Origin of the sequence: Bacillus altitudinis 41KF2b (assembly GCF_000691145.1) — a bacterium.
Taxonomy (GTDB): Bacteria; Bacillota; Bacilli; order Bacillales; family Bacillaceae; genus Bacillus; species Bacillus altitudinis.
Genome location: NZ_ASJC01000001.1, coordinates 755,751 through 776,827, shown reverse-complemented (window position 1 = coordinate 776,827; position 21,077 = coordinate 755,751). Strand labels below are relative to the sequence as shown.

General features: G+C 41.2%; 19 protein-coding genes. 18 read left to right on the top strand and 1 reads right to left on the bottom strand.

All coding sequences use genetic code 11. The annotated features are described in order from the left end of the window. The 17 genes from BA79_RS19645 to BA79_RS03880 all read left to right on the top strand — a co-directional run. Positions 1 to 710, top strand: a 710-nt coding sequence (locus BA79_RS19645) for an HNH/endonuclease VII fold putative polymorphic toxin (protein WP_035701089.1), incomplete at its 5' end; no start/stop codon positions are given. A 15-nt stretch (positions 711 to 725) separates the two neighbouring features. Continuing rightward, positions 726 to 1,181 (top strand): hypothetical protein, encoded by a 456-nt coding sequence (locus tag BA79_RS03955; protein ID WP_051626171.1) that lies wholly within the window; start codon positions 726 to 728, stop codon positions 1,179 to 1,181. A gap of 160 nt (positions 1,182 to 1,341) precedes the next feature. Next, positions 1,342 to 1,641 carry a contact-dependent growth inhibition system immunity protein gene (locus BA79_RS03950; protein WP_035391876.1) on the top strand — a complete coding sequence of 100 codons (300 nt, stop codon included), beginning with the start codon at positions 1,342 to 1,344 and terminating at the stop codon, positions 1,639 to 1,641. A 398-nt stretch (positions 1,642 to 2,039) separates the two neighbouring features. After that, entirely contained in the window at positions 2,040 to 4,112 is a 2,073-nt protein-coding gene (locus BA79_RS03945; protein WP_282706809.1) for a BglG family transcription antiterminator, read from the top strand. A 15-nt stretch (positions 4,113 to 4,127) separates the two neighbouring features. Next, a complete protein-coding gene (locus tag BA79_RS03940) occupies positions 4,128 to 4,394 on the top strand; it encodes a PTS sugar transporter subunit IIB (RefSeq protein ID WP_017359544.1) in 267 nt (88 codons plus the stop codon). A gap of 26 nt (positions 4,395 to 4,420) precedes the next feature. Further along, positions 4,421 to 5,683, top strand: a complete 1,263-nt coding sequence (ulaA, locus tag BA79_RS03935) for a PTS ascorbate transporter subunit IIC (RefSeq protein ID WP_025207436.1) — start codon at positions 4,421 to 4,423, stop codon at positions 5,681 to 5,683. Positions 5,684 to 5,700: 17 nt separating this feature from the next. Then, entirely contained in the window at positions 5,701 to 6,393 is a 693-nt protein-coding gene (gene alsE / locus BA79_RS03930) for a D-allulose 6-phosphate 3-epimerase (RefSeq protein ID WP_008343724.1), read from the top strand. Between the two features lie 183 nt (positions 6,394 to 6,576). Continuing rightward, the gene (locus tag BA79_RS03925; protein ID WP_008343725.1) at positions 6,577 to 7,617 is read left to right on the top strand and encodes a LacI family DNA-binding transcriptional regulator; all 1,041 of its coding nucleotides are present in this window, start codon (positions 6,577 to 6,579) and stop codon (positions 7,615 to 7,617) included. Positions 7,618 to 7,834: 217 nt separating this feature from the next. Continuing rightward, positions 7,835 to 9,091, top strand: coding sequence for an ABC transporter substrate-binding protein (locus BA79_RS03920; RefSeq protein ID WP_035701017.1), 1,257 nt, complete (start codon positions 7,835 to 7,837; stop codon positions 9,089 to 9,091). A gap of 30 nt (positions 9,092 to 9,121) precedes the next feature. Next, entirely contained in the window at positions 9,122 to 10,054 is a 933-nt protein-coding gene (locus BA79_RS03915; RefSeq protein WP_035701015.1) for a carbohydrate ABC transporter permease, read from the top strand. Continuing rightward, complete coding sequence (locus BA79_RS03910; protein ID WP_007499267.1) at positions 10,054 to 10,884, top strand: carbohydrate ABC transporter permease; 831 nt, start codon at positions 10,054 to 10,056, stop codon at positions 10,882 to 10,884. The genes BA79_RS03915 and BA79_RS03910 overlap by 1 nt, the downstream gene beginning before the upstream one ends. A gap of 31 nt (positions 10,885 to 10,915) precedes the next feature. Then, complete coding sequence (gene melA / locus BA79_RS03905) at positions 10,916 to 12,247, top strand: alpha-glucosidase/alpha-galactosidase (protein ID WP_007499268.1); 1,332 nt, start codon at positions 10,916 to 10,918, stop codon at positions 12,245 to 12,247. Positions 12,248 to 12,620: 373 nt separating this feature from the next. After that, on the top strand, positions 12,621 to 14,081 hold the full coding sequence (locus BA79_RS03900) for a CoA-acylating methylmalonate-semialdehyde dehydrogenase (RefSeq protein WP_019744147.1): 1,461 nt from the start codon (positions 12,621 to 12,623) through the stop codon (positions 14,079 to 14,081). A gap of 223 nt (positions 14,082 to 14,304) precedes the next feature. Further along, entirely contained in the window at positions 14,305 to 15,849 is a 1,545-nt protein-coding gene (locus BA79_RS03895; protein WP_035701011.1) for a glycoside hydrolase family 43 protein, read from the top strand. Between the two features lie 44 nt (positions 15,850 to 15,893). After that, positions 15,894 to 17,156, top strand: coding sequence for a glucuronoarabinoxylan endo-1,4-beta-xylanase XynC (xynC, locus tag BA79_RS03890; protein WP_035701008.1), 1,263 nt, complete (start codon positions 15,894 to 15,896; stop codon positions 17,154 to 17,156). A 131-nt stretch (positions 17,157 to 17,287) separates the two neighbouring features. Beyond that, a complete protein-coding gene (locus BA79_RS03885; RefSeq protein ID WP_035701006.1) occupies positions 17,288 to 17,995 on the top strand; it encodes a response regulator transcription factor in 708 nt (235 codons plus the stop codon). 2 nt (positions 17,996 to 17,997) lie between these two features. Then, entirely contained in the window at positions 17,998 to 19,404 is a 1,407-nt protein-coding gene (locus BA79_RS03880) for a sensor histidine kinase (RefSeq protein WP_035701003.1), read from the top strand. A gap of 53 nt (positions 19,405 to 19,457) precedes the next feature. On the opposite strand, the gene BA79_RS03875 is transcribed toward BA79_RS03880, so the two are convergent. After that, positions 19,458 to 19,766: a magnetosome magnetite crystal formation protein family gene (locus BA79_RS03875; RefSeq protein WP_035701001.1), complete on the bottom strand. Its 309-nt coding sequence runs from the start codon at positions 19,764 to 19,766 to the stop codon at positions 19,458 to 19,460. A 373-nt stretch (positions 19,767 to 20,139) separates the two neighbouring features. On the opposite strand from BA79_RS03875, the gene BA79_RS03870 reads away from it, so the two are divergent. Beyond that, positions 20,140 to 20,982: a PRD domain-containing protein gene (locus BA79_RS03870; protein WP_035700999.1), complete on the top strand. Its 843-nt coding sequence runs from the start codon at positions 20,140 to 20,142 to the stop codon at positions 20,980 to 20,982. Positions 20,983 to 21,077: the final 95 nt, after the last annotated feature.

Sequence of the window (21,077 nt, the reverse complement as noted above, 5' to 3'; positions counted from 1 at the left end):
TCGCCGCAGGCGGCATGGCAGCAGCAGGATATATCCCAATCATCGGCTGGGCAGGACGCATTTTCAAAGGCGGTAAAGCCGTCTATAAAACGACTCAAGCCACGTCTGCCGCAGTTAGGGCAGTCGACATCTACAAGACGTCCCAAAAGTCCTTCGATGCCTTAAAAATATCTCAAAAAGGCTTATATGGCCTCACCGCCACCAACGGCTTCAGCGAAGCGATTACTGGTAGAGATATGTTTGGGAATAAGATCTCGAAAGAACAGCAGGAAGCGAGTATGAATGCGGCTCTGGGGATGCTGTTGCCGTTTGGGGCAAAAGGGTTTCATGCGAAGATAGGGTTAAGTTCTCAAAGTCCAGAAGGATTTAATCGAAAAAGGGCTTTGCGACACGCTAAGGATTTAGGGGGGATACCTAGATCTCAACAACCTACTCGTCAATGGCAAGTAGGAGATAATGTTTTTAAGAAAGGGCAAGAACATCGTAATTATGAGTACAGTTCTAACCATACTCACCATGGTCGGTACTATGAATTTGATACCCCAAAAGGAAAAAGAGTTATAGTACAACATACTAATGATGGAAAATTACACACTCATGCAGGGAAACCAAAAGAGGGTGCCGATCCATTTAATTATGATTTTAAAAAAGAAAGATATTCAAATATATATGGACCAAATGGTGATCACCATATCTATTATAATGAATAACGAGGAATGAAAAAAATGGTATATAAAAATGAAAAAATACAGAAAAAAATTGCTTTGATGAATGCTAAAAAGAGAATACAACAATTAGCATATATTGAGGTAATTGATTTTGAAGATGATGCTTCTCAATGGCTAAAATTATGTGAAACAGTATTAAAACAATTTCGTCAAATAGATTCAACACCTTCCAAAATATTAACAAATACAGACAAAGACTCGATTATGACTTGGTTAAAAAATTCATTAGATTTTCTCAAAGAGAAAAAAGAATGGTTTATTTTAATTGAAAATGACCCTTTTCCTGTTTGGGCAAATGTAAAAGCTTTAGATTTCGATAAGGCAATTGAAGAAATTTGGCTATTTTCAGAGAATCATAGCATCATTGTAGCAGATAAAATAACAGGTAAAATTGCTCAAATATTTTCAGAAGAAAAACACTTTGAACTTCATATTGGAAACTGCGCAATTTAATTGTAAGCAAGATTAATTGATCAAAGAGCAGAGCCACAACCTGAAAGCTCTCGTTTGACATTAATTAGGTTAGCAAACACCACTACATTGTTTTCTATGAGATGAAGGTTTTTAAACTCGACTATTTAAACTGATAATTTTAATTATGATAGGTGATTCAATGAATGAGAGCTCTAGTTATTTAAAAAAGTTAGAAGATTTTTTAGGTGGGACATTTCATCAGGATATTGATTCACCAGAGGAAGCGTTAGATGAGTTTATCCATGAAGCTAGCAAAGAATGTCTGCTGTCCACTATAAAGGATTGTCAGGATTTTTCGAATAGTCCTTTAACAATACAGGAAAAAGAAAGCTTTATCGAAAATAATGCAGAAATCTACTTTCCGGCGATCTCATTAAATCCTCTACAGTGGTTTGATAAAGTAATAGAGGAAATGAAAGAAGCAGTGAAAATGAAGTAACAAAATGAATCTTGATTGTCTTTATGCCTTTTAAGGTTTTTGTGTTTGTTGCGCTTCAAACCGAATAAAACCGAAACAAAGGCTATTGGCCCTGTGATGAATGTCCGTTTTATGCAGTATATATGGGTGAATCAAGAACGTGAAAGGCATTGAGAAATATTAAAATATAGGCATTTAAAAAGATTTACCAGGACATTTATGACCTCATTCCTTTCATAATAAAAGAAGACAAAGAACTCTTTGGATATAAGTTTAAAAGCACACTCATACGGGTGTGCTTTTTTGACGAAAAAACAGCACCCAAAACCTGCACAGCATTTACTGAAGACATTTGGACTTCTTTGACACATGCGAGTTGATTAGACTTATAACCAAAGGGAAGAGGGGAGGGATTCCAACTGCACTTAACCAAAAGGGGCACGACTTTATTATCGATGCTGCTTCACACGACCACTTATCTATCAATTGAAGATTTACAGAATCGACTGAATGTCTCTACTCGAACGGTCTACGCTGAAATCAAACGAATGAATAGCTGGCTGGAAACCCATCAGCTTAGTGGCGTCCAGCGAAAAGATCAACGAGGCTACTATTTACATCCACACGAGAGAGAAGTCATTATCGAAAAAGCTGACACTGTTCTTGTCGGTCATGACTATGAACCATGTGTAAAAGAAAGACGTGCCCTCTTGCTCCTATCCATTGCATGCAGTGAGAAGCATCTAAAAATTGATGATTTTATGGAGATGACGAAGGTAAGCCGCAATACACTGCTTGAAGATATGAAACGACTAAAAGAAGCACTTTCAAAACAGCAGCTTACACTTCATTATCAGGCGGCCAGTGGCTATTTAATTTCAGGAGAAGAAAGAACAATTCGGTTGGCGCTGAAACCTTATATTCATTTCATTCGCACCATGATAAAAAACGAAAAAACGTTTCCATCGGTTTGGTTAAAGGGTCCTATTTCATATCAGAGAATACATGCTCTCCTTCAACAATCCGAACAAGATCTGAAGCTTGAGTTTGCAGATGACATGCTGGATCAGCTGTCTATGGATCTCTTTTTCTACTTTAAACGGATGAAGCTAGGACGTGCTGTACACATTTCAACAGAAGAAAAACGGACACTGCAGGAAACAGATGAATGCTTGGCTGCTATTCGTTTCATGGCGCAAATTCAAAAAGAAACCAGTCTTTTGGTTCATGATGATGAAATCTATTTTCTTAGTACGCTATGGCTCAGTGCCAAAAAACAAAAACTTCCAACAAGTCAAAAACCAGAAGAACATCTCATTCGAACCATTGCGAGACAAATGATCATTGACTTTCAGCGTTATGCGTGTATTTCCTTCCAGGAAGTAGAAGTCTTGGAACAAAACTTAACCATGCATTTAATTCCCGCCTATTATAGGCTCATCTATCACATTGAGATCATCAATGAATTAACAGATTCCATGAAACATGCACAACCAGAGGTGTTTGACATCACGCAAAAGGTTGCTTGCCATTTAGAGAAGGCGGCCTGTTCAAAGATGAGCGATCATGAAATTGCCTATGTGGCGATGCATTTTGGCGGCTGGATGAGAAGAGAAGGGATTTCATCCATTGCGAAACGTTCTGTTTACATTGTCTGCGGAGAAGGCATTGGCACAAGTCACATGCTGAAAACGCAGCTTCTTGAATTAATCGGCTACATCGACATACGCGGACTGTTATCAAAACGTTCATATGAAGAATTAACATCCATTGATGCCGACTTTGTTGTGTCAACGACACCTATATCGTTTAAAGGAAAACCTGTTCATCTCGTGCACCCGATTCTCACTGCTTATGAGAAAAAAACATTGCTTCAATATGGAGAAGGCTCAGAACCTAAGCTTGATGAGCACCATGTGAATGCTTTATTCAATATCATTCAGCAGCATACCATCGTTCAAAATGAAAAAGCATTGCTTCATGACTTGAAGGAGCTGCTTCATTCCACATATGTATCACACCAGAAAGGGTGGAAACCAGTGTTAAACGATTTATTAACAGAAGAAACCATTCAGCTCCAGCAAACAGCAGACACATGGCAGGAGGCCATTACAAAAGCAGCGCAGCCTTTGCTTGATCAACAAGCGATTCAGGAAAGTTATGTGAAAGCGATGATCCAGTCTGTTCATCAAAATGGCCCTTATATTGTGATTGCGCCACAAGTGGCGATTCCGCATGCCAGACCAGAGGATGGCGTGAACAAATTAAGCATGTCACTTATGTCATGTCATCAGCCCGTTTCTTTTTCAAAGGATGGAAAAAAGCAAGTTCGGCTCATCATTGTATTAGCTGCCATTGACAGTATGACCCACCTGAAAGCACTCAAACAGCTGACGATGCTGTTAAGTGAAGAAAAACGGGTGAGACAATTGATTGAAGCAGAGGAATTAGCAGCCATTCAACAACTAATCAATCGATTTTCACAAGTATAAAGGAGGAAAAAGAGGATGAAAAAAATTCTAGTTGTATGCGGAAACGGTTTAGGAAGCAGCTTTATTGTTGAAATGAATGTCAAAAAGGCATTAGAAGAATTAGGACTATTAGCGGAAGTGGATCACACCGATCTCAGTACAAGCAAAAATGAACAAGCAGACCTCTATATTGGCGCAACAGATATTATCGATCAGCTGGATGACGGCACAAGAAAGGTCGCTGGATTAAATAACTTGTTAGACCAGGAAGCCATTAAAGACGTCCTTCGTAAACACATATAATCGACGGAAAAAGGGGGATTCACATCATGATAGAACTGATCATGAACGATATATTGGGCACACCCGCAATTCTCATCGGTTTGTTTGCACTCGCTGGTTTACTTTTGCAGAAAAAGTCAGCTGCCGATACTGTATCAGGCACCTTAAAAACAACAATGGGTTTTTTAATATTAGGAGCGGGCGCCACAGTCGTATCTGATTCACTTGGGGTTTTCAGAAAGATGTTTGAAGCAGCCTTTCACATTCAAGGGGTTGTCCCAAATACTGATGCCATGGCGGCCATTGCCCAAAAGGAATTCGGTACACAGACAGCGCTTATTATGATTTTTGGTATGGTGGTCAATTTGCTTTTGGCAAAATTCACACCCTTTAAATACGTCTTTTTAACTGGTCATCATACGCTATATATGGCGGCTATGCTTGCAGTCGTTCTGTCAACAGCTGGCATGCAAGGAACGCTGCTGATCACCACTGGTTCAATCGTATTAGGTGCAGCAATGGTCATTGCTCCCGCAATCCTTCAGCCGTTTACAAGGAAAGTCACTGGAAATGATGATCTGGCGCTCGGTCATTTCAGTACGTTCGGCTATTTTACAGCGGGAATGATCGGCAAATGGGTCGGGCGCCCAGAGAAATCAACGGAAACCATTCAAGTGCCTAAATCACTCGGTTTTCTAAGAGATACATCGGTGGCCATCTCCATTACAATGGCTTTGCTTTTCTTTGCGATTGCACCGTTTGCGGGAATTTCATTCATAGAAAACATTAGTGGTGGTACGAACTTTGCTGTCTTCATTCTCATTCAGGCCATTACCTTTGCTGCTGGGGTGTACATTATTTTAGCAGGTGTACGGATGGCAATCGGAGAAATTGTGCCTGCTTTCAAAGGGATTGCCGATCGTTTCGTCAAAGGGGCAAAGCCGGCACTTGATGCACCAACTGTTTTCCCATTTGCTCCAAATGCGGTGATCATCGGTTTTTTATGCAGTTTTGCTGGAGGCATCGTGTCTATTTTCCTTCTTCCTTTGTTTGGTTTAACTGTCATTGTTCCTGGACTTGTGCCACACTTTTTCTGCGGTGCGACAGCGGGCGTATATGGCAATGCAACGGGGGGAGTGAGAGGTGCAGTCGCCGGTTCCTTTGTAAATGGAATACTCCTTTCATTTTTACCAGCTTGTTTACTTCCTGTGTTAGGCACTCTTGGCTTTGAAGGGACAACATTTGGCGATACAGACTTCGGTATCATCGGAATATTGATTGGATTGATCAAATTTTTATTTCATCTATAAAAAGGAGGCATTAGGGGATGACAGCCATTTTCTCACCTTCATTAATGTGTATGGATTTAACGCACTTCCGTGAACAAATTCAGCTTCTGAACACAAGGGCAGACCGTTATCATGTCGACGTCATGGATGGTCATTACGTAAAGAATATGACCTTATCACCCTTTTTCATTGAACAACTTCGGAAACTGACAGATGTTCCGATTGATGTTCATCTAATGGCCGAACAGCCTCAGGAATTTTTAATTGATGCATGTATTGATGCAGGCGCAACGATGATTTGTTTACATCCAGAAGTGGTGCAAAAAGACGTTTTTCGAATCATTCGGCATATCCACGAAAGAAAGTGTGAGGTCGGCTTTGTTCTCAATCCCGCCACACCAGTTGCAGCATTAGATGCTTTTATTCATTTAATAGACCGGGTGACGATCATGACAATTGATCCAGGGTTTGCGGGTCAGCCTTTTATCAAAGAAATGCTTCCGAAAATGAAAGAGGTGAAAGAAATCAAAGAGAAGGGGGGATACTCATTTTCAATTGAGGTAGACGGCTCTTGTAATGAAAGCACGTTCCGGTTGCTTGCTGAGGCAGGAAATGAAATTTACATCATTGGCACTTCAGGTTTATTTGGCCTTCACGAAGAATTAGATAAAGCATGGGAAATAATGAAGCAATTGTTCGCAAAAGAAACAGCCACAATGAAATCACCTTAGTAAAAAGGAGGATGAAGCCCATCCTCTTTTTTACGCAATTTTACTAAACAAACTATCTCCTTATCAAAACATACTCAAAAACTTCATAAAAGCACAAATTTATAATTGAAAGCGCTTTATTTATGTGTTATTCTTCAAATATCTTTAGTAAACATTTAGTCAAAAATGATGAGGAGTTTACCTATGACTACACTCAAAGATATTGCTCATGATGCAAAAGTATCCGTCTCTACTGTATCCCGTGTGTTAAATGGCGACCAAACGCTTGCCGTTTCACACGCAACAAGACAAAACATCCTCGACATAGCCAAGAAATTAAACTATACCCCAGTCAGAGCAAGAAAAGCCGATCAAGCAGAAGTTAAAAGCCCACCCGCATCCCCAGTCATCGGTGTCGTTGTCGCCCAATCCATTGACGAAGAATTAAATGATCCTTTTTTTTCATCGATTCGAAAAGGAATTGAAAAAGAATATGCCAAACGAGGTCTGTCCACTCTCCATACCTTTCGCCTAAGAAACATGGATAAAGGGGCGATACTAAAGGATATTGACGGTTTGATCGTCATTGGACGAATCAGCCCTGATACGGTTGAAAAGATGACAAACCGAATGGAACATATTGTGTTTATCAATCATTATGCGGATGAAGATTTGTATGATTGTGTACATGTGGATTTTGTCAGAGCGGCAGATCGTGCCATTCGTCATCTGCAATCTCTCGGCTATACACATCTAGGATATATTGGCGGGAAAGAGAGGGAGCATTATTTTGAAGGAAATGCTGTGATTGAGGATGAAAGACAAACAACTTTTATCAAAAGAATGCAAGAAGCGGGAACTCTTCATATGAATGACATCCACATAGGCGAATATTCGATGCAAGAAGGCTACTCACTTATGCAAAAAGCCATTCAGAAAGGAAAGCTTCCAGAAGCCTTTTTTATCGGAAGTGATTCTATGGCAATAGGCGCTATGCGTGCGCTACATGAAGCCGGTCTTCGTGTACCTCAAGATGTCTCAATCGTGGGGTTTAATGATATCGAAGCCGCTTCCTTTTCAAGCCCGCCGCTCACAACGGTTAAAGTATATACAGAACAAATGGGGGAAGTAGGTCTAAAGCTTTTGCTTGAGCGGATAGAAGGAAGAAAGCTTCCCCTAAAAGTCGTCGTGCCAACAAAGCTCATGCAAAGAGGCAGCACATGCCCAATCCATGAAAGGGGGTGAACGAGCATTTCAGCAAACAAAAAAGAGACAAAAAAGCAGGAAGGGAGCTGCTGAGCATGATGGCCAGATCATGCTGAAAACAACGCAGTTCACCCAATTGCTCTCTTATCTCTTTGAAAAGAATAGAATTCCAGTATAATGGACTTCTTTTGTTTCCGCAACTGCATGAATTCTACCGATAATCGTCTGAATTTTCAGTAATCAAAAGGAGGAAACGATGAGTAAAAAAATTCTGATGCTGTGTGTAGCTCTAGTTTTGTCGATGATCTTGTCTGCTTGCGGCAATAACGGTGCGTCTGAAGCAAACGGGAAAGTGACCTTGACCCTATTCTCCACAATGAGTAACAGCGGGGAGAGAAAGGCATTTGAAGAAGTGATCCGTGATTTTGAAAAAGAACATCAAAACATCCGAATTGATGCCAACTTCCCTGGCAACAGCTATGAAGATATGATACGCGTCAAAATGGGGGCAAACGATATGCCAGACCTATTTGATACACACGGCTGGGCCAAGCTGCGATATAGCGAATACGTGGCTGATCTAAAGGAGATGGACTGGGTAAAACAACTCGATCCTTCACTCGATCAAATTTTAAAAGACAAAGATGGCAAAGTCTATGCTTATCCGCTGAATCAAGCAAAAGACGGACTTAGTTTTAATGCCAATCTATTAAAAGAATATGGCCTGAAAGTTCCTAAAACACTGGATGAACTGAAAAGTGCTTTACAGACTGTCAAAGAAAAAAGTAAAGGGGAAGTTGTGCCGCTCTGGATCCCAGGAGGCGATAATTCAAATATTGCCCAAGTCTTTGATGAGCTGGCAACGCCTTTACTCATTACTGATCAAAAACATCAATACGGAAAAGACCTTGAAAATGGATCATTTGATTGGTCTCACTATACACCGCTTGCACAGTTTATGAAGGAGCTGAAAGATCAAGACCTTTTAAACAAAGATGTACTCACTGCGAAACTATCCCAAGCACCTGAGCTGATGGCACAAAACAAAATCGCTTTCACCTTTGTGGGAGGATCTTTAGGACCTGAGGCGACTGAACTCAATCAATCGATCAAAGTAGGCACCATGCCCGTACCAGCTATTCATGAAGGAGATGAGCAAAGCTGGATTGGCGGGGAACGCTTTACTGTTGCGGCATGGAAAGACTCAAAGCATCTAAAAGAAGCAAAACAATTCATTGACTTTCTAGCAAAGCCTGAAAACGCAAAAAAAATCGCAGAGGGCACTTCCTCTGAAACGGCTTTAAAAGAAGTCAAAGCCAAAAACTATTATTCTACATTTTACGAGCAATATGAAGATATTAAGATTGAACCATATTTTGATCGGAAATACTTACCGAGCGGCATGTGGGCTGTCATGGCAACGACCGGCCAAGAATTATTAGCAGGCTCCATCACACCGGAACAATTATCGAAGAAAATGGAAGAGGAATATAAACGTCTGAAAAAACAATAGCAGGCTCATGCTGAAACAGGAGTGAAGCCAATGAGTGACATCACAAAAGAAAAACAGGCGGCGACATTTACCTCTTTTCCCAAACAGAAGATGAAAAATAGCCAAAATTCTTCACTTTGGTGGATGTATCTGCCTGCTGTTCTCGTTGTCAGTGCCTTTATCATTTATCCCTTTTTTAACGGGATTCAGCTTTCTTTTACAAATTGGAACGGTTTCTCACAACAGTATGAGTGGATTGGACTGGATCAATACAAACGATTGCTGCAAGATCCAACCACATGGCTTGTTGTGAAAAATACCCTTCTTTACGGCATCGGGAGCACCATCTTACAAAATATGATTGGTCTTGGATATGCACTCTTATTAAATCAAAGTTTAAAAATGAGAGCCATCACAAGAACGGTGATCTATTTACCCGTCATGATCAGCCCGATTGCTATGGGCTATATTTGGTATTTTGTCTTTGCGTACCAAGGTGGTGCTTTAAACGACGTTGTTACCTTTTTTGGATTTGATCCAATGAACGCACTTGGTAATCCGCAGCTAAACACTTGGATCATTGTGTTTGTGAATACGTATCAATTCGTCGGGATTGCCATGATCATTTATTTAGCAGGACTCCAAAGCATACCTAAAGATTATTATGAAGCAGCACAACTCGATGGCGCTTCAGGTCTTCAGCAATTTTGGCGCATCACATTACCGCTTTTAATGCCATCTATCACCATCAATGTTGTGCTCAATGTGATCGGTGGACTTAAATTATTTGATGTCATTGTCGCCCTCACTGGCGGAGGACCCGGAGATTCCTCGCAATCGATGTCGACTTTTATGTACGATTTGTATTTCAAACGGCAGGATGCAGGCTATGCAGCGACGCAAGGTGTCTTCATGGCTATTATCATCCTTGTCGTTAGTGTCACAGCGCTCATTTATTTCAAACGAAAGGAGACCGAGGTGTGATGGATAACGCCTATAAACGAAAGAAAAGATGGTACTCCTTACTCGCCCTTTTGATCACATTGCTGCACCTGATTCCATTTTATATTTTAGTCACGACCTCTCTAAAGGGGATAGGAGATTTTAGCTCAAAATGGTTGTTCCCATCAACGCTTCATTTTGAAAACTTTCTGATGGCATGGACAGATGCTCAGCTTGGCCAGTCCTTTTTGAATACAGTGATCATTACGTTCAGCTCGGCTGCCCTACTCATCATCTTTGGATCACTTGCCGCCTATCCGCTTGCAAGAAGAGGAACAAAGCTGAATCAAGCGGTGTATCTCTTATTCATTGCCATTATGGTCATACCGCCGCTCACAGCCCTTGTCCCTTTATACAAAATGGTTGTACAAATTGGCATGATGAATACTTATCAAATCGCTATTTTAAACAATGTTGCTGCTTTTTTGCCACTGACGATTTTTCTATATGCCGGTTTTATCCGGTCGACGATACCAAAGGAGCTTGAAGAAGCCGCTCGTATTGATGGCGCGGGAACACTCAGAGTCTTTTTCACCGTCGTTTTTCCGCTGCTGAAGCCGATTACCGCTTCTGTTTTAATCATTGCCTGTGTGTATATTTGGAACGACTATCAATTTGCCATCTTCTTCTTGCAAGATAAAGAGATGCATACACTTACAGTCGCCTTATCCAATTTCTTTGGTCAAAATCAACACCAACTCCAGCTCGTTGGCGCCGCTGCTCTTATTGCGATGCTGCCAATGGTCACGATGTTTTTACTTTTGCAAAAATACTTTATCGCAGGGCTGTCTCAAGGCTCTGTTAAAGGGTAATCCAACCTTGATGTAAAAAGGAGTGTCGTCTATGTCTAAAATTACATTTATCGGTGCAGGAAGTACCGTGTTTGCTAAAAATATATTAGGAGATTGTCTGTTCGTTCCCGCACTTGCCGGCTTTGAATTTGCGTTATATGATATCGACCATAACCGGCTAAAAGAATCAGAAACGATGCTGCGTCACTTAAAAGAGAACTACGGTGCACATGTGACCATTCAGTCGTATCACAACCGGAAAGAAGCCTTAAAGAATGCGAAATATGTCATCAATGCCATCCAGGTGGGAGGCTATCAGCCAAGCACTGTTATTGATTTTGAGATTCCAAAAAAATATGGATTAAGACAAACGATTGCGGATACGGTTGGCATCGGTGGCATTTTCCGTTCACTTCGAACCATTCCCGTGATGCTCGACTTCGCAAAGGATATGGAAGAAGTATGTCCACACGCCTTATTATTAAATTACACGAATCCAATGGCCACACTGACTGGCGCTATGCTGCGTTATACTCGGGTTCAAACGGTTGGTCTTTGCCATAGCGTACAGGTGTGTACGAAAGATTTATTTCAATCACTTGAAATGGACCATGAAGGCATTGAAGAAAAAATTGCCGGCATTAACCACATGGCATGGTTGTTAGAAGTGAAACGGGACGGTCAAGACTTGTATCCAGAAATCAAAGCAAGAGCAAAAGAAAAACAAAAAACACGGCATCCAGATATGGTTCGTTTTGAACTAATGGATAAATTCGGTTACTATGTCACCGAATCCTCAGAGCACAATGCAGAATATCATCCGTATTTTATCAAATCTCGTTATCCAGAACTGATTGGACAGTTTAACATTCCGCTCGATGAATACCCAAGACGCTGCGAGGAACAAATCAACAATTGGAATACGATGAAACATGACCTTGTGGGAAACACACAGATCACGCATACGCGCTCTAAAGAATATGGTTCACGTATCATTGAAGCAATTGAAACGAACGTTCCCTTTAAATTTGGTGGAAATGTACTGAACACAGGAGGACTCATTCACAACCTTCCTGAAAAAGCCTGTGTCGAAGTGCCATGTGTTGCAGACCGGAGCGGTATCATGCCATGTTATATCGGAGAGATACCTGAACAATTGGCTGGACTCAACCGGACCAATATCAGCTCACAGCTCATGACGATTGAAGCTGCAATCAGCGGCAAAAAAGAACACATTTACCAAGCGGCATTATTAGACCCGCATACAAGTGCTGAATTATCAATTGATGACACCATCAAACTATGTAATGAATTAATTGAAGCACACGGGGAGATGCTCCCGGCTTATACAGAGCCGAGTCAATACGCAATTTCTTCTAAATAACTAACATAAACAGTCTTAACCTGATGCACCTGGCATCAGGTTTTTTTAGATCAACAAACTGATCATTGACTGGTAGCGTTTTTAATATTATGATTTTTCTAAAGTTAACCAACAGTTAACCAAAAATACATCATCAATTAGTTAACATGATCATGCCACATGACAAACAGACAAAACGACCTAAAAGGGGGACAGATCTTCGGAACCAAAAGAGCTAGAAGGTATAGACTTCACATGTTTTATCAGAACGTAAAGCAGAACTGTGGTTTCATTTGACAAAGAGTGTATACAGATGAAGGCCCCTTAGATGAGACAATGACGATAAATCAACACACGATTGCATCACAATCCAAACAAAGAGGAGAGAGGGAACATGACCAAAACAGATGTACAAACGTTGAAAAATTATATTGGCGGACAATGGGTGGACGCCGAAACGAACCAAACGGAAGCTGTTTATAATCCAGCTACTGGCGAGGTTATCGCAGAAGTACCGCTTTCAACAAAAACGGATGTAGAACATGCAGTCCAAGCTGCACAAGAAGCGTTCACCACTTGGTCTAAAACAGCTGTTCCCCGGCGCGCACGTATTTTATTTAAATACCAACAGTTACTCGTTGAGAAATGGGATGAGTTAGCTGAACTCGTCACGCTGGAAAACGGAAAAAGTGTAACAGAAGCAAAAGGAGAGGTGCAACGAGGAATTGAATGTGTGGAATTTGCCGCTGGTGCACCAACCTTAATGATGGGGAAACAACTACCTGATATTGCGACTGGTCTAGAGTCTGGCATGTACCGCTACCCAATTGGCGTCATCGGTGGCATTACCCCTTTTAACTTTCCGATGATGGTCCCATGCTGGATGTTCCCGCTTGCCATTGCCTGCGGAAATACATTTGTCTTAAAACCTTCAGAACGGACGCCAATCCTTGCTGCACGGTTAGCAGAATTATTTGAAGAAGCAGGACTTCCAAAAGGTGTGCTCAACATTGTCAACGGCGCTCACGATGTAGTAAACGGTCTGCTTGAACATGAAAAGGTAAAAGCCATTTCGTTTGTCGGCTCTCAGCCAGTCGCAGAATACGTCTATAAAAAAGGGACAGCACATGGTAAACGTGTACAAGCACTTGCCGGTGCAAAAAATCACTCCATCGTCTTGAAAGATGCTGATTTAGAATCGGCCACAAAACAGATCATTGGCGCTGCTTTTGGATCAGCAGGTGAACGCTGCATGGCAGCAGCTGTTGTCGCAGTGGAAGAAGACGTGGCAGACGACTTGATTCAACAATTGGTCGATGAATCCAACCAGCTTGTCATCGGAAACGGAATAAATAAAGATGTCTTTCTCGGACCAGTCATTCGGAAGGAGCATAAAGAACGAACTCTTCAATATATCCAATCAGGAATTGAAGAAGGCGCAAGCCTGATTCGTGATGGCAGACAAGATAACGAAACAAATGGAGAAGGGTATTTTGTCGGACCAACGATCTTTGATCATGTCACAAATCAAATGAAAATCTGGCAGGACGAGATTTTTGCCCCAGTCTTATCCATTGTCCGTGTCTCATCACTCGCAGAAGCAATCGACCTGTCCAATCAATCAAAATTCGCAAACGGTGCCTGCCTATACACAGACAGCGCTTCAAGCATAAGAGAATTTCGTGAAAACATCGAAGCCGGCATGTTAGGCATTAACATTGGTGTTCCTGCTCCAATGGCTTTCTTCCCATTTTCTGGCTGGAAAGATTCCTTCTACGGAGACTTGCACGCCAATGGAACAGACGGAGTAGAGTTTTACACGAGAAAGAAAATGGTGACCGCTCGTTATATGTAGTCTACATTTATTGAACATTGAGGAAGAATGCAGCTCCATCATGGAGACTGCATTTTTTTGTTGTCTTCTAGTTAAAAAGTAAGGGTTTTCATTGCACTCTTTACAGGGATTCGCAGGGAGAAATCATTCTTTGTATTCATTCTTCATCACGAAACATCAACATAATTTGAAATTGGGCCTAAACCCCAATATCAGGAAGATGAAAACAGGAGGAAATGACACGATGAGGACGAGGATGAAGTGTAGCGTTTGTTTATTGATCTTCACTTTGGTACTGAGTTGTTTGCCGGTATATGAAGCGAATGCGGCAAGCACTCCTATTGCCAAGCAAGTAGGAAATGCAAACCCGCTCATTGATCATCACTTAGGAGCAGACCCGTTTGCGCTTACCTATAACGGAAGAGTGTACCTTTATATGTCGAGTGATGACTATGAATATCAAAGCAACGGAACGATTAAGGACAATTCATTTGCAAATCTGAATAGAGTATTCGTCATCTCTTCGGCGGATATGGTCAACTGGACCGATCACGGAGCGATTCCAGTAGCGGGGGCAAATGGGGCAAATGGCGGCAGAGGCATTGCCAAATGGGCAGGCGCATCATGGGCCCCATCAGCAGCGGTAAAGAAGATCAACGGAAAGGATAAATTTTTCCTTTATTTCGCTAACAGCGGCGGAGGGATTGGAGTCCTTACAGCAGACAGCCCGATCGGCCCATGGACTGATCCGATTGGGAAACCACTCGTTACGCCAAGTACACCTGGCATGTCCGGAGTTGTATGGCTTTTTGATCCGGCCGTATTTGTAGATGATGACGGTACTGGCTATCTATATGCCGGCGGAGGTGTTCCAGGCGGTTCCAATCCAACGCAGGGACAATGGGCAAATCCTAAAACAGCAAGAGTCCTGAAGCTAGGTGCTGATATGACAAGTGTGGCCAGTAGCGCATCCACCATTGATGCTCCTTTTATGTTTGAAGACTCAGGGATGCATAAGTATAACGGAACCTATTACTATTCCTATTGCATCAATTTTGGCGGCTCACATCCTGCCGATAAACCACCTGGTGAAATCGGCTATATGACGAGCTCAAGTCCGATGGGACCCTTCACGTATAAAGGACACTTTCTGAAAAATCCGGGTGCTTTTTTTGGTGGCGGCGGTAACAACCATCATGCGGTGTTCAATTTTAAAAATGAGTGGTATGTGGTGTATCATACGCAAACCGTTAGCTCTGCCTTATACGGAAGTGGCAAAGGCTATCGCTCTCCACATATTAACAAGCTTGTGCATAATGCAGATGGCTCCCTTCGAGAAGTAGCAGCCAATTATGAAGGGGTGAAACAGCTATCTAATCTGAATCCATATCAACGTGTTGAAGCTGAAACATTCGCTTGGAATGGACGCATTTTGACAGAAGCCTCGTCAGCACCAGGAGGACCAGTGAATAACCAGCATGTCACCAATATTCAAAATGGCGATTGGGTCGCTTTAGGGAATGTAGACTTTGGTTCCAATGGCGCTAGAACATTTAAAGCCAATGTCGCATCGACAGTAGGCGGGAAAATAGAAGTACGCCTTGGCGGCGCGAACGGCAGACTGGTCGGTACACTGAATGTCCCTTCCACCGGTGGAACACAAAACTGGCGGGAAATAGAAACATCGATTAACGGCGCATCCGGAGTGCACAACGTATTTTTTGTCTTTACCGGAACAGGCGGGGGAAATCTATTCCAATTTGATTCTTGGCAGTTTACTCAAAGGTAGCGAATAAAGGTGCTTAAATGTTTGATAGAGGAGTGGAAAATTTGATGTCATGTGTAAAAAAACCAATGCTTGCTTTATTGGTGTGTTTCACCATGCTATCTGTCATGTTCATAGGCCCCGGAGTAGCTGAAGTATCAGCAGCTGACGCAAACATTAACCTCAACGCAGAAAGACAAGTGATTCGTGGTTTTGGCGGAATGAACCATCCAGCTTGGATTGGTGATTTGACAGCACCACAAAGGGAAACCGCCTTTGGCAATGGACAAAATCAGTTAGGGTTTTCCATTCTTAGAATTTATGTAGACGAAAACAGAAACAATTGGAGCAGAGAAGTCGCGACGGCCAAACGAGCGATCGAGCATGGTGCTCTAGTCATTGCTTCCCCTTGGAATCCTCCAAGCAGTATGGTTGAAACATTCAACCGGAATGGATCACCTGCCAAGCGGCTTAAATACAATCAATACGCAGCATATGCTCAGCATCTGAATGATTTTGTCACTTACATGAAAAACAACGGAGTCAATCTTTATGCGATTTCTGTTCAAAACGAGCCCGATTATGCGCATGAATGGACATGGTGGACACCTCAGGAAATCCTGCGATTCATGAGAGAAAATGCCGGCTCCATTAATGCACGTGTGATTGCACCAGAATCGTTTCAATATCTTAAGAATATCTCAGATCCTATCTTAAACGATCCACAGGCGCTTAGGAATATGGACATTCTCGGCGCTCATCTATACGGAACCCAAATTAGCCAGCTTCCGTACCCTCTTTTCAAACAAAAAGGGGCAGGGAAAGAGCTATGGATGACAGAGGTCTACTATCCGAATAGTGATAACAATTCAGCGGACCGCTGGCCTGAGGCATTAGGGGTATCAGAGCATATTCACCATTCAATGGTGGAAGGGGACTTTCAGGCGTATGTGTGGTGGTACATCCGGAGATCATACGGTCCTATGAAAGAAGATGGAATGATTAGCAAACGCGGATACAACATGGCGCATTTCTCCAAATTTGTGCGTCCAGGGTACGTCAGAATTGATGCAACGAAAAGCCCTGAATCGAATGTTTTCGTCTCAGCCTATAAAGGAAACAATCAGGTCGTCATTGTGGCGATTAATAAAAACAATGCAGGGGTCAATCAACACTTCGTCGTGCAAAATGGCTCTGTTTCTCAGGCGTCTAGATGGGTGACGAGCGGCAGCAGCAACCTTCAACCTGGAACTGACTTAAACATATCAGGAAATCAATTTTGGGCTCATCTCCCAGCTCAAAGTGTGACAACATTTGTGGTCAAACGCTAGAGAAACACGAAAAGCCAATTTTCTCATTAAAAAAGAAAATTGGCTTTTTTCTGTGTAAATAGTAAGTTGATTTTTCACGACGTCAACACTTTGGGTATAATAATAACAATGACTTCAGGAGAGTGATCATCATGCCAAAGGTTCAAAGCAAAGTATTGATTATAGATGACGAAAAAGAAATTTTAGAATTAATCCATACCGTATTAACAAGAGAAGGCATTGACCAGGTGTTAACAGCTTCAACTGCCCGTGATGGGCTCACGCAATTTCATCAAGAACAACCAGATCTCGTCATACTGGATATTATGCTGCCAGACGGAGAAGGCTACGATATTTGCAAACAAATCAGAGATGTCTCGCATGTTCCGATTATCTTTTTATCAGCAAAAGGAGAGGAATCAGACAAAATTGTAGGACTTGCCATTGGCGGCGATGATTACATTACAAAACCGTTCAGTCCAAAAGAAGTCGCCTACCGGGTAAAAGCCCAGCTAAGACGGTCATCCTACTTACAGCCTTCTCAAGCGGAGCCCGTGATCAAAAAAGGCCCATTTGAGTTAAACGAGCAGCAAGCCGAACTGACGAAAAACGGAGCGGCAATTGAACTCACTCCGAAAGAACTTATGTTGATGACTTATTTCATGCAGCATCCGAATCGCGTCATCAGTAAAGAAACGCTTTATCAAACGGTTTGGGGAGAGGATTTCTTCGGTTCTGATAATACGGTAATGGTTCATATACGAAGACTGCGGGAAAAAATAGAACATTCCCCATCTACACCAGAATTTCTCGTGACGGTCAAAGGGCTTGGCTATAAATTTGTTGTAAAGGATGCATAAAGATGAAATGGCGATTAACAGGCAGATACATGGTCTCTGTCATTATCGTGACCATTATCACGGTCTTTATTAACTTATTTGGATTCATGATATGGCTTGTACTACAAGCAAGCAGTCAGCAAAACGAAGAAAATACGCCGGAAACCTTCACAAGAACATTTGAACAATACATCACCTTGTCTAATCAAAATATCACTGTGAATAAAGAAGGACAGCAAGCCTTAAAACAACAAAATGCGTGGATTCAAATATTAGACGAAAATGGACAAGACGTCTATCATGCACTAGCACCTAAAGGCTTAAAGAGCAAATACACACCTATAGAAATTGTAAACTTACATAAATATAAAGATAAGCAATTGATGTCGACGATCTATGCTGGAGGGAAAAATGGAAAGGGTAAGGAATACAGCTACTTCATCGGATTTAAGGACCCTTCCATCGGAAAATATTTATTTTCTTTTGATACGAAAGAATTAATATCGCAATTCAATATCGGGACGATGATTTTATTATCGATTGATGCCATCATTGCCTTATTCATTGGATACTTATTCAGCCGGCAACTCATCAAACCGCTCGGCCGTGCCATTTACGGCATTCAGCGGCTCGCAAACGGAGATTATACGACGAAGCTGCCAACGAAGGGGATATATAAAGATGTGTTCTATAATGTCAATCACTTATCCGAGCAGCTCGCTTCAAGCCAAAAAGAAAAAGACAAATTAGAGCAAATGATGCGGGAAGAGTGGATCAGTCATATTTCTCATGATATTAAAACACCATTATCCTCTATTCAAGGCTATGCAGAAATCATGAAAGATCCAAATTATCCTCTTTCAAATCAAGACATTAGACATTATGCCAGCATCATAGAGAATAAATCATTGTACATCAAAGATGTGATGGAGGATCTCAATTTAACAACAAGGCTGAAAAATAACGACGTGATGCTGCATAAAGAACTGGTGAACATTGTGCCATTGCTGCGTGAAACGTTAATTGGTATCCTCAACGATTCGAGATATGCAGATCAGACCATTGAGCTGCAAACGAATGTAGACAAGCTTATGCTGAATATTGATACGATCCTCATAAGAAGAGCGGTCACCAATCTCATTTTAAATGCCCTTGTTCACAATGATGCTGATGTGAAAATCATTGTACAGCTTGAACAAAAAGAACATACCCATATCACCATTCAAGACAATGGCAAAGGAATTGAAGAAGCAGAGCTAGAAAAAGTATTTGACCGCTACTATAGAGGGACGAATACAGGAGGGACACATGCAGGCTCAGGTCTTGGAATGGCGATTGCAAAAGATATCATCCAAAAACACGGGGGAGATATGACAATACAAAGTATAATAGGAGAAGGAACAACGATTGATATCCAATTACCCGCTTAAACGGACATAAAAAAAACGGTTCTGATCAATCACAGAACCGTTTTTTCTAACTCTTATTCTGAAAACACTTTAATGCCTTTCACAATGTTCCAAATGAAGAAGTAGATCGCCACAAGGAATGTCACAGTATACGTTGCAATTAAGAACGGACCAGCATGACTGATATCGTTCATGCCAAGTAAACCTGAACCGGCAATACCAAGACCGAAAATCAAATAAGGAATAATGTGTGTCCATAGTGATTTTTTCGCATGGTATTTCACTTCGTCTTTTCCTAAGAAATAAACGATAATCGGAAATAGAAACGGTGCAAAAAAGATACTGAAGTAACATAATGAAGACAAAATTTTATTTTCTCTCAAAGCTTTTCACCTCTATGATTGATTTAGAAGAGGGGACCATTTGACTCATCCCTCAATTCCTTACAAACCCATTGTACAACCTCAACCTTAACTCGTATTAATCCGAACCTTACAGCAACCTTAAATATGTTAAACTGTAAAAAGACAAGGAAAGATAAAATGATTCTGGGTATTTTAATCTATTTTTTCAGAAAAAAATAGTTGACTTTGGTCATCCATCTATTTAAAATAAAGTCGTAACCGATGCAGGAGTGTTACTGATATGATCAGGCACCACCAAGTCAGGTAAACAGATTGTACATTTGTACGTTGTTTGCTGAGATTTTGGTGTTTTTTTATGCTTTTTTAGCATTTTAGGTAAGGTGGGATGAGGATGTTCACCGTCGTTAAAGTTTTAAATAATAATATCGTATTAGCTCTAACAGAGGCTCAAAATGAAGTCGTTGTGTTTGGAACAGGAATAGGTTTTAAAAAGAAGAAAGGTGATACACTTGATGAGAGCGCTGTCAGTAAGACATTTTATTCCGATCAGACGTCTCCATTAGAATCTCAACTTGCCGCTATCCCAACTGATATCCTTTTATTAACTGAAAAAATCATTCGCGTAGGCGAAGAGATGTTGAATAAGAAGTTAGGTTCCAGCGTGCTCTTTTCGCTATCCGATCATCTCACCTTCGCTATTCAAAGGCACGAAGAAAAAATGGCGTATGAAAACCCCATTGTGTGGGAAATTCCACATCTCTATTTTCAAGAATATCAAGTCGGGAAAAAAGCACTGACAATTATTCAAAAGATGATGGGCATTTCTTTTGAAGATACTGAAGCTTCATTCATTGCCCTGCATTTTGTAAACGCTCAAATAGATGGTCAGTCTATGGGAGACACCATTAAGATGACTCACCTGACGAAAGAAATCGTCAAAATCATTCAAAATATTTTCGAGATGATATTGGATAAATCATCCATTAATTATTCGAGGTTTATTACCCACTTGAGATATTTTATTGTCAGGCAGGAAACCAATCAACCACCGCAGCAGATGGATGACTCGTTAAAAGAATTAATACAGGATCGTTATATGAAGAGTTATGCCTGTGGATTGATCATCAAAGAAATGTTAAAACGAGAATTCAATTGGAATGTGACAGAAGACGAACTTGTTTTTTTAGTCATCCATATTGAGCGAATCACAAAGGAACACCAAAAAAATAAATGATTTCTTTTAGGCGTGTTATGAAAAAGCATTAACCTAAACAAATCTCCATGAGAAAGAATGATCTTTTCTATGGTGGATTTTGTTTAGGTTTTTTT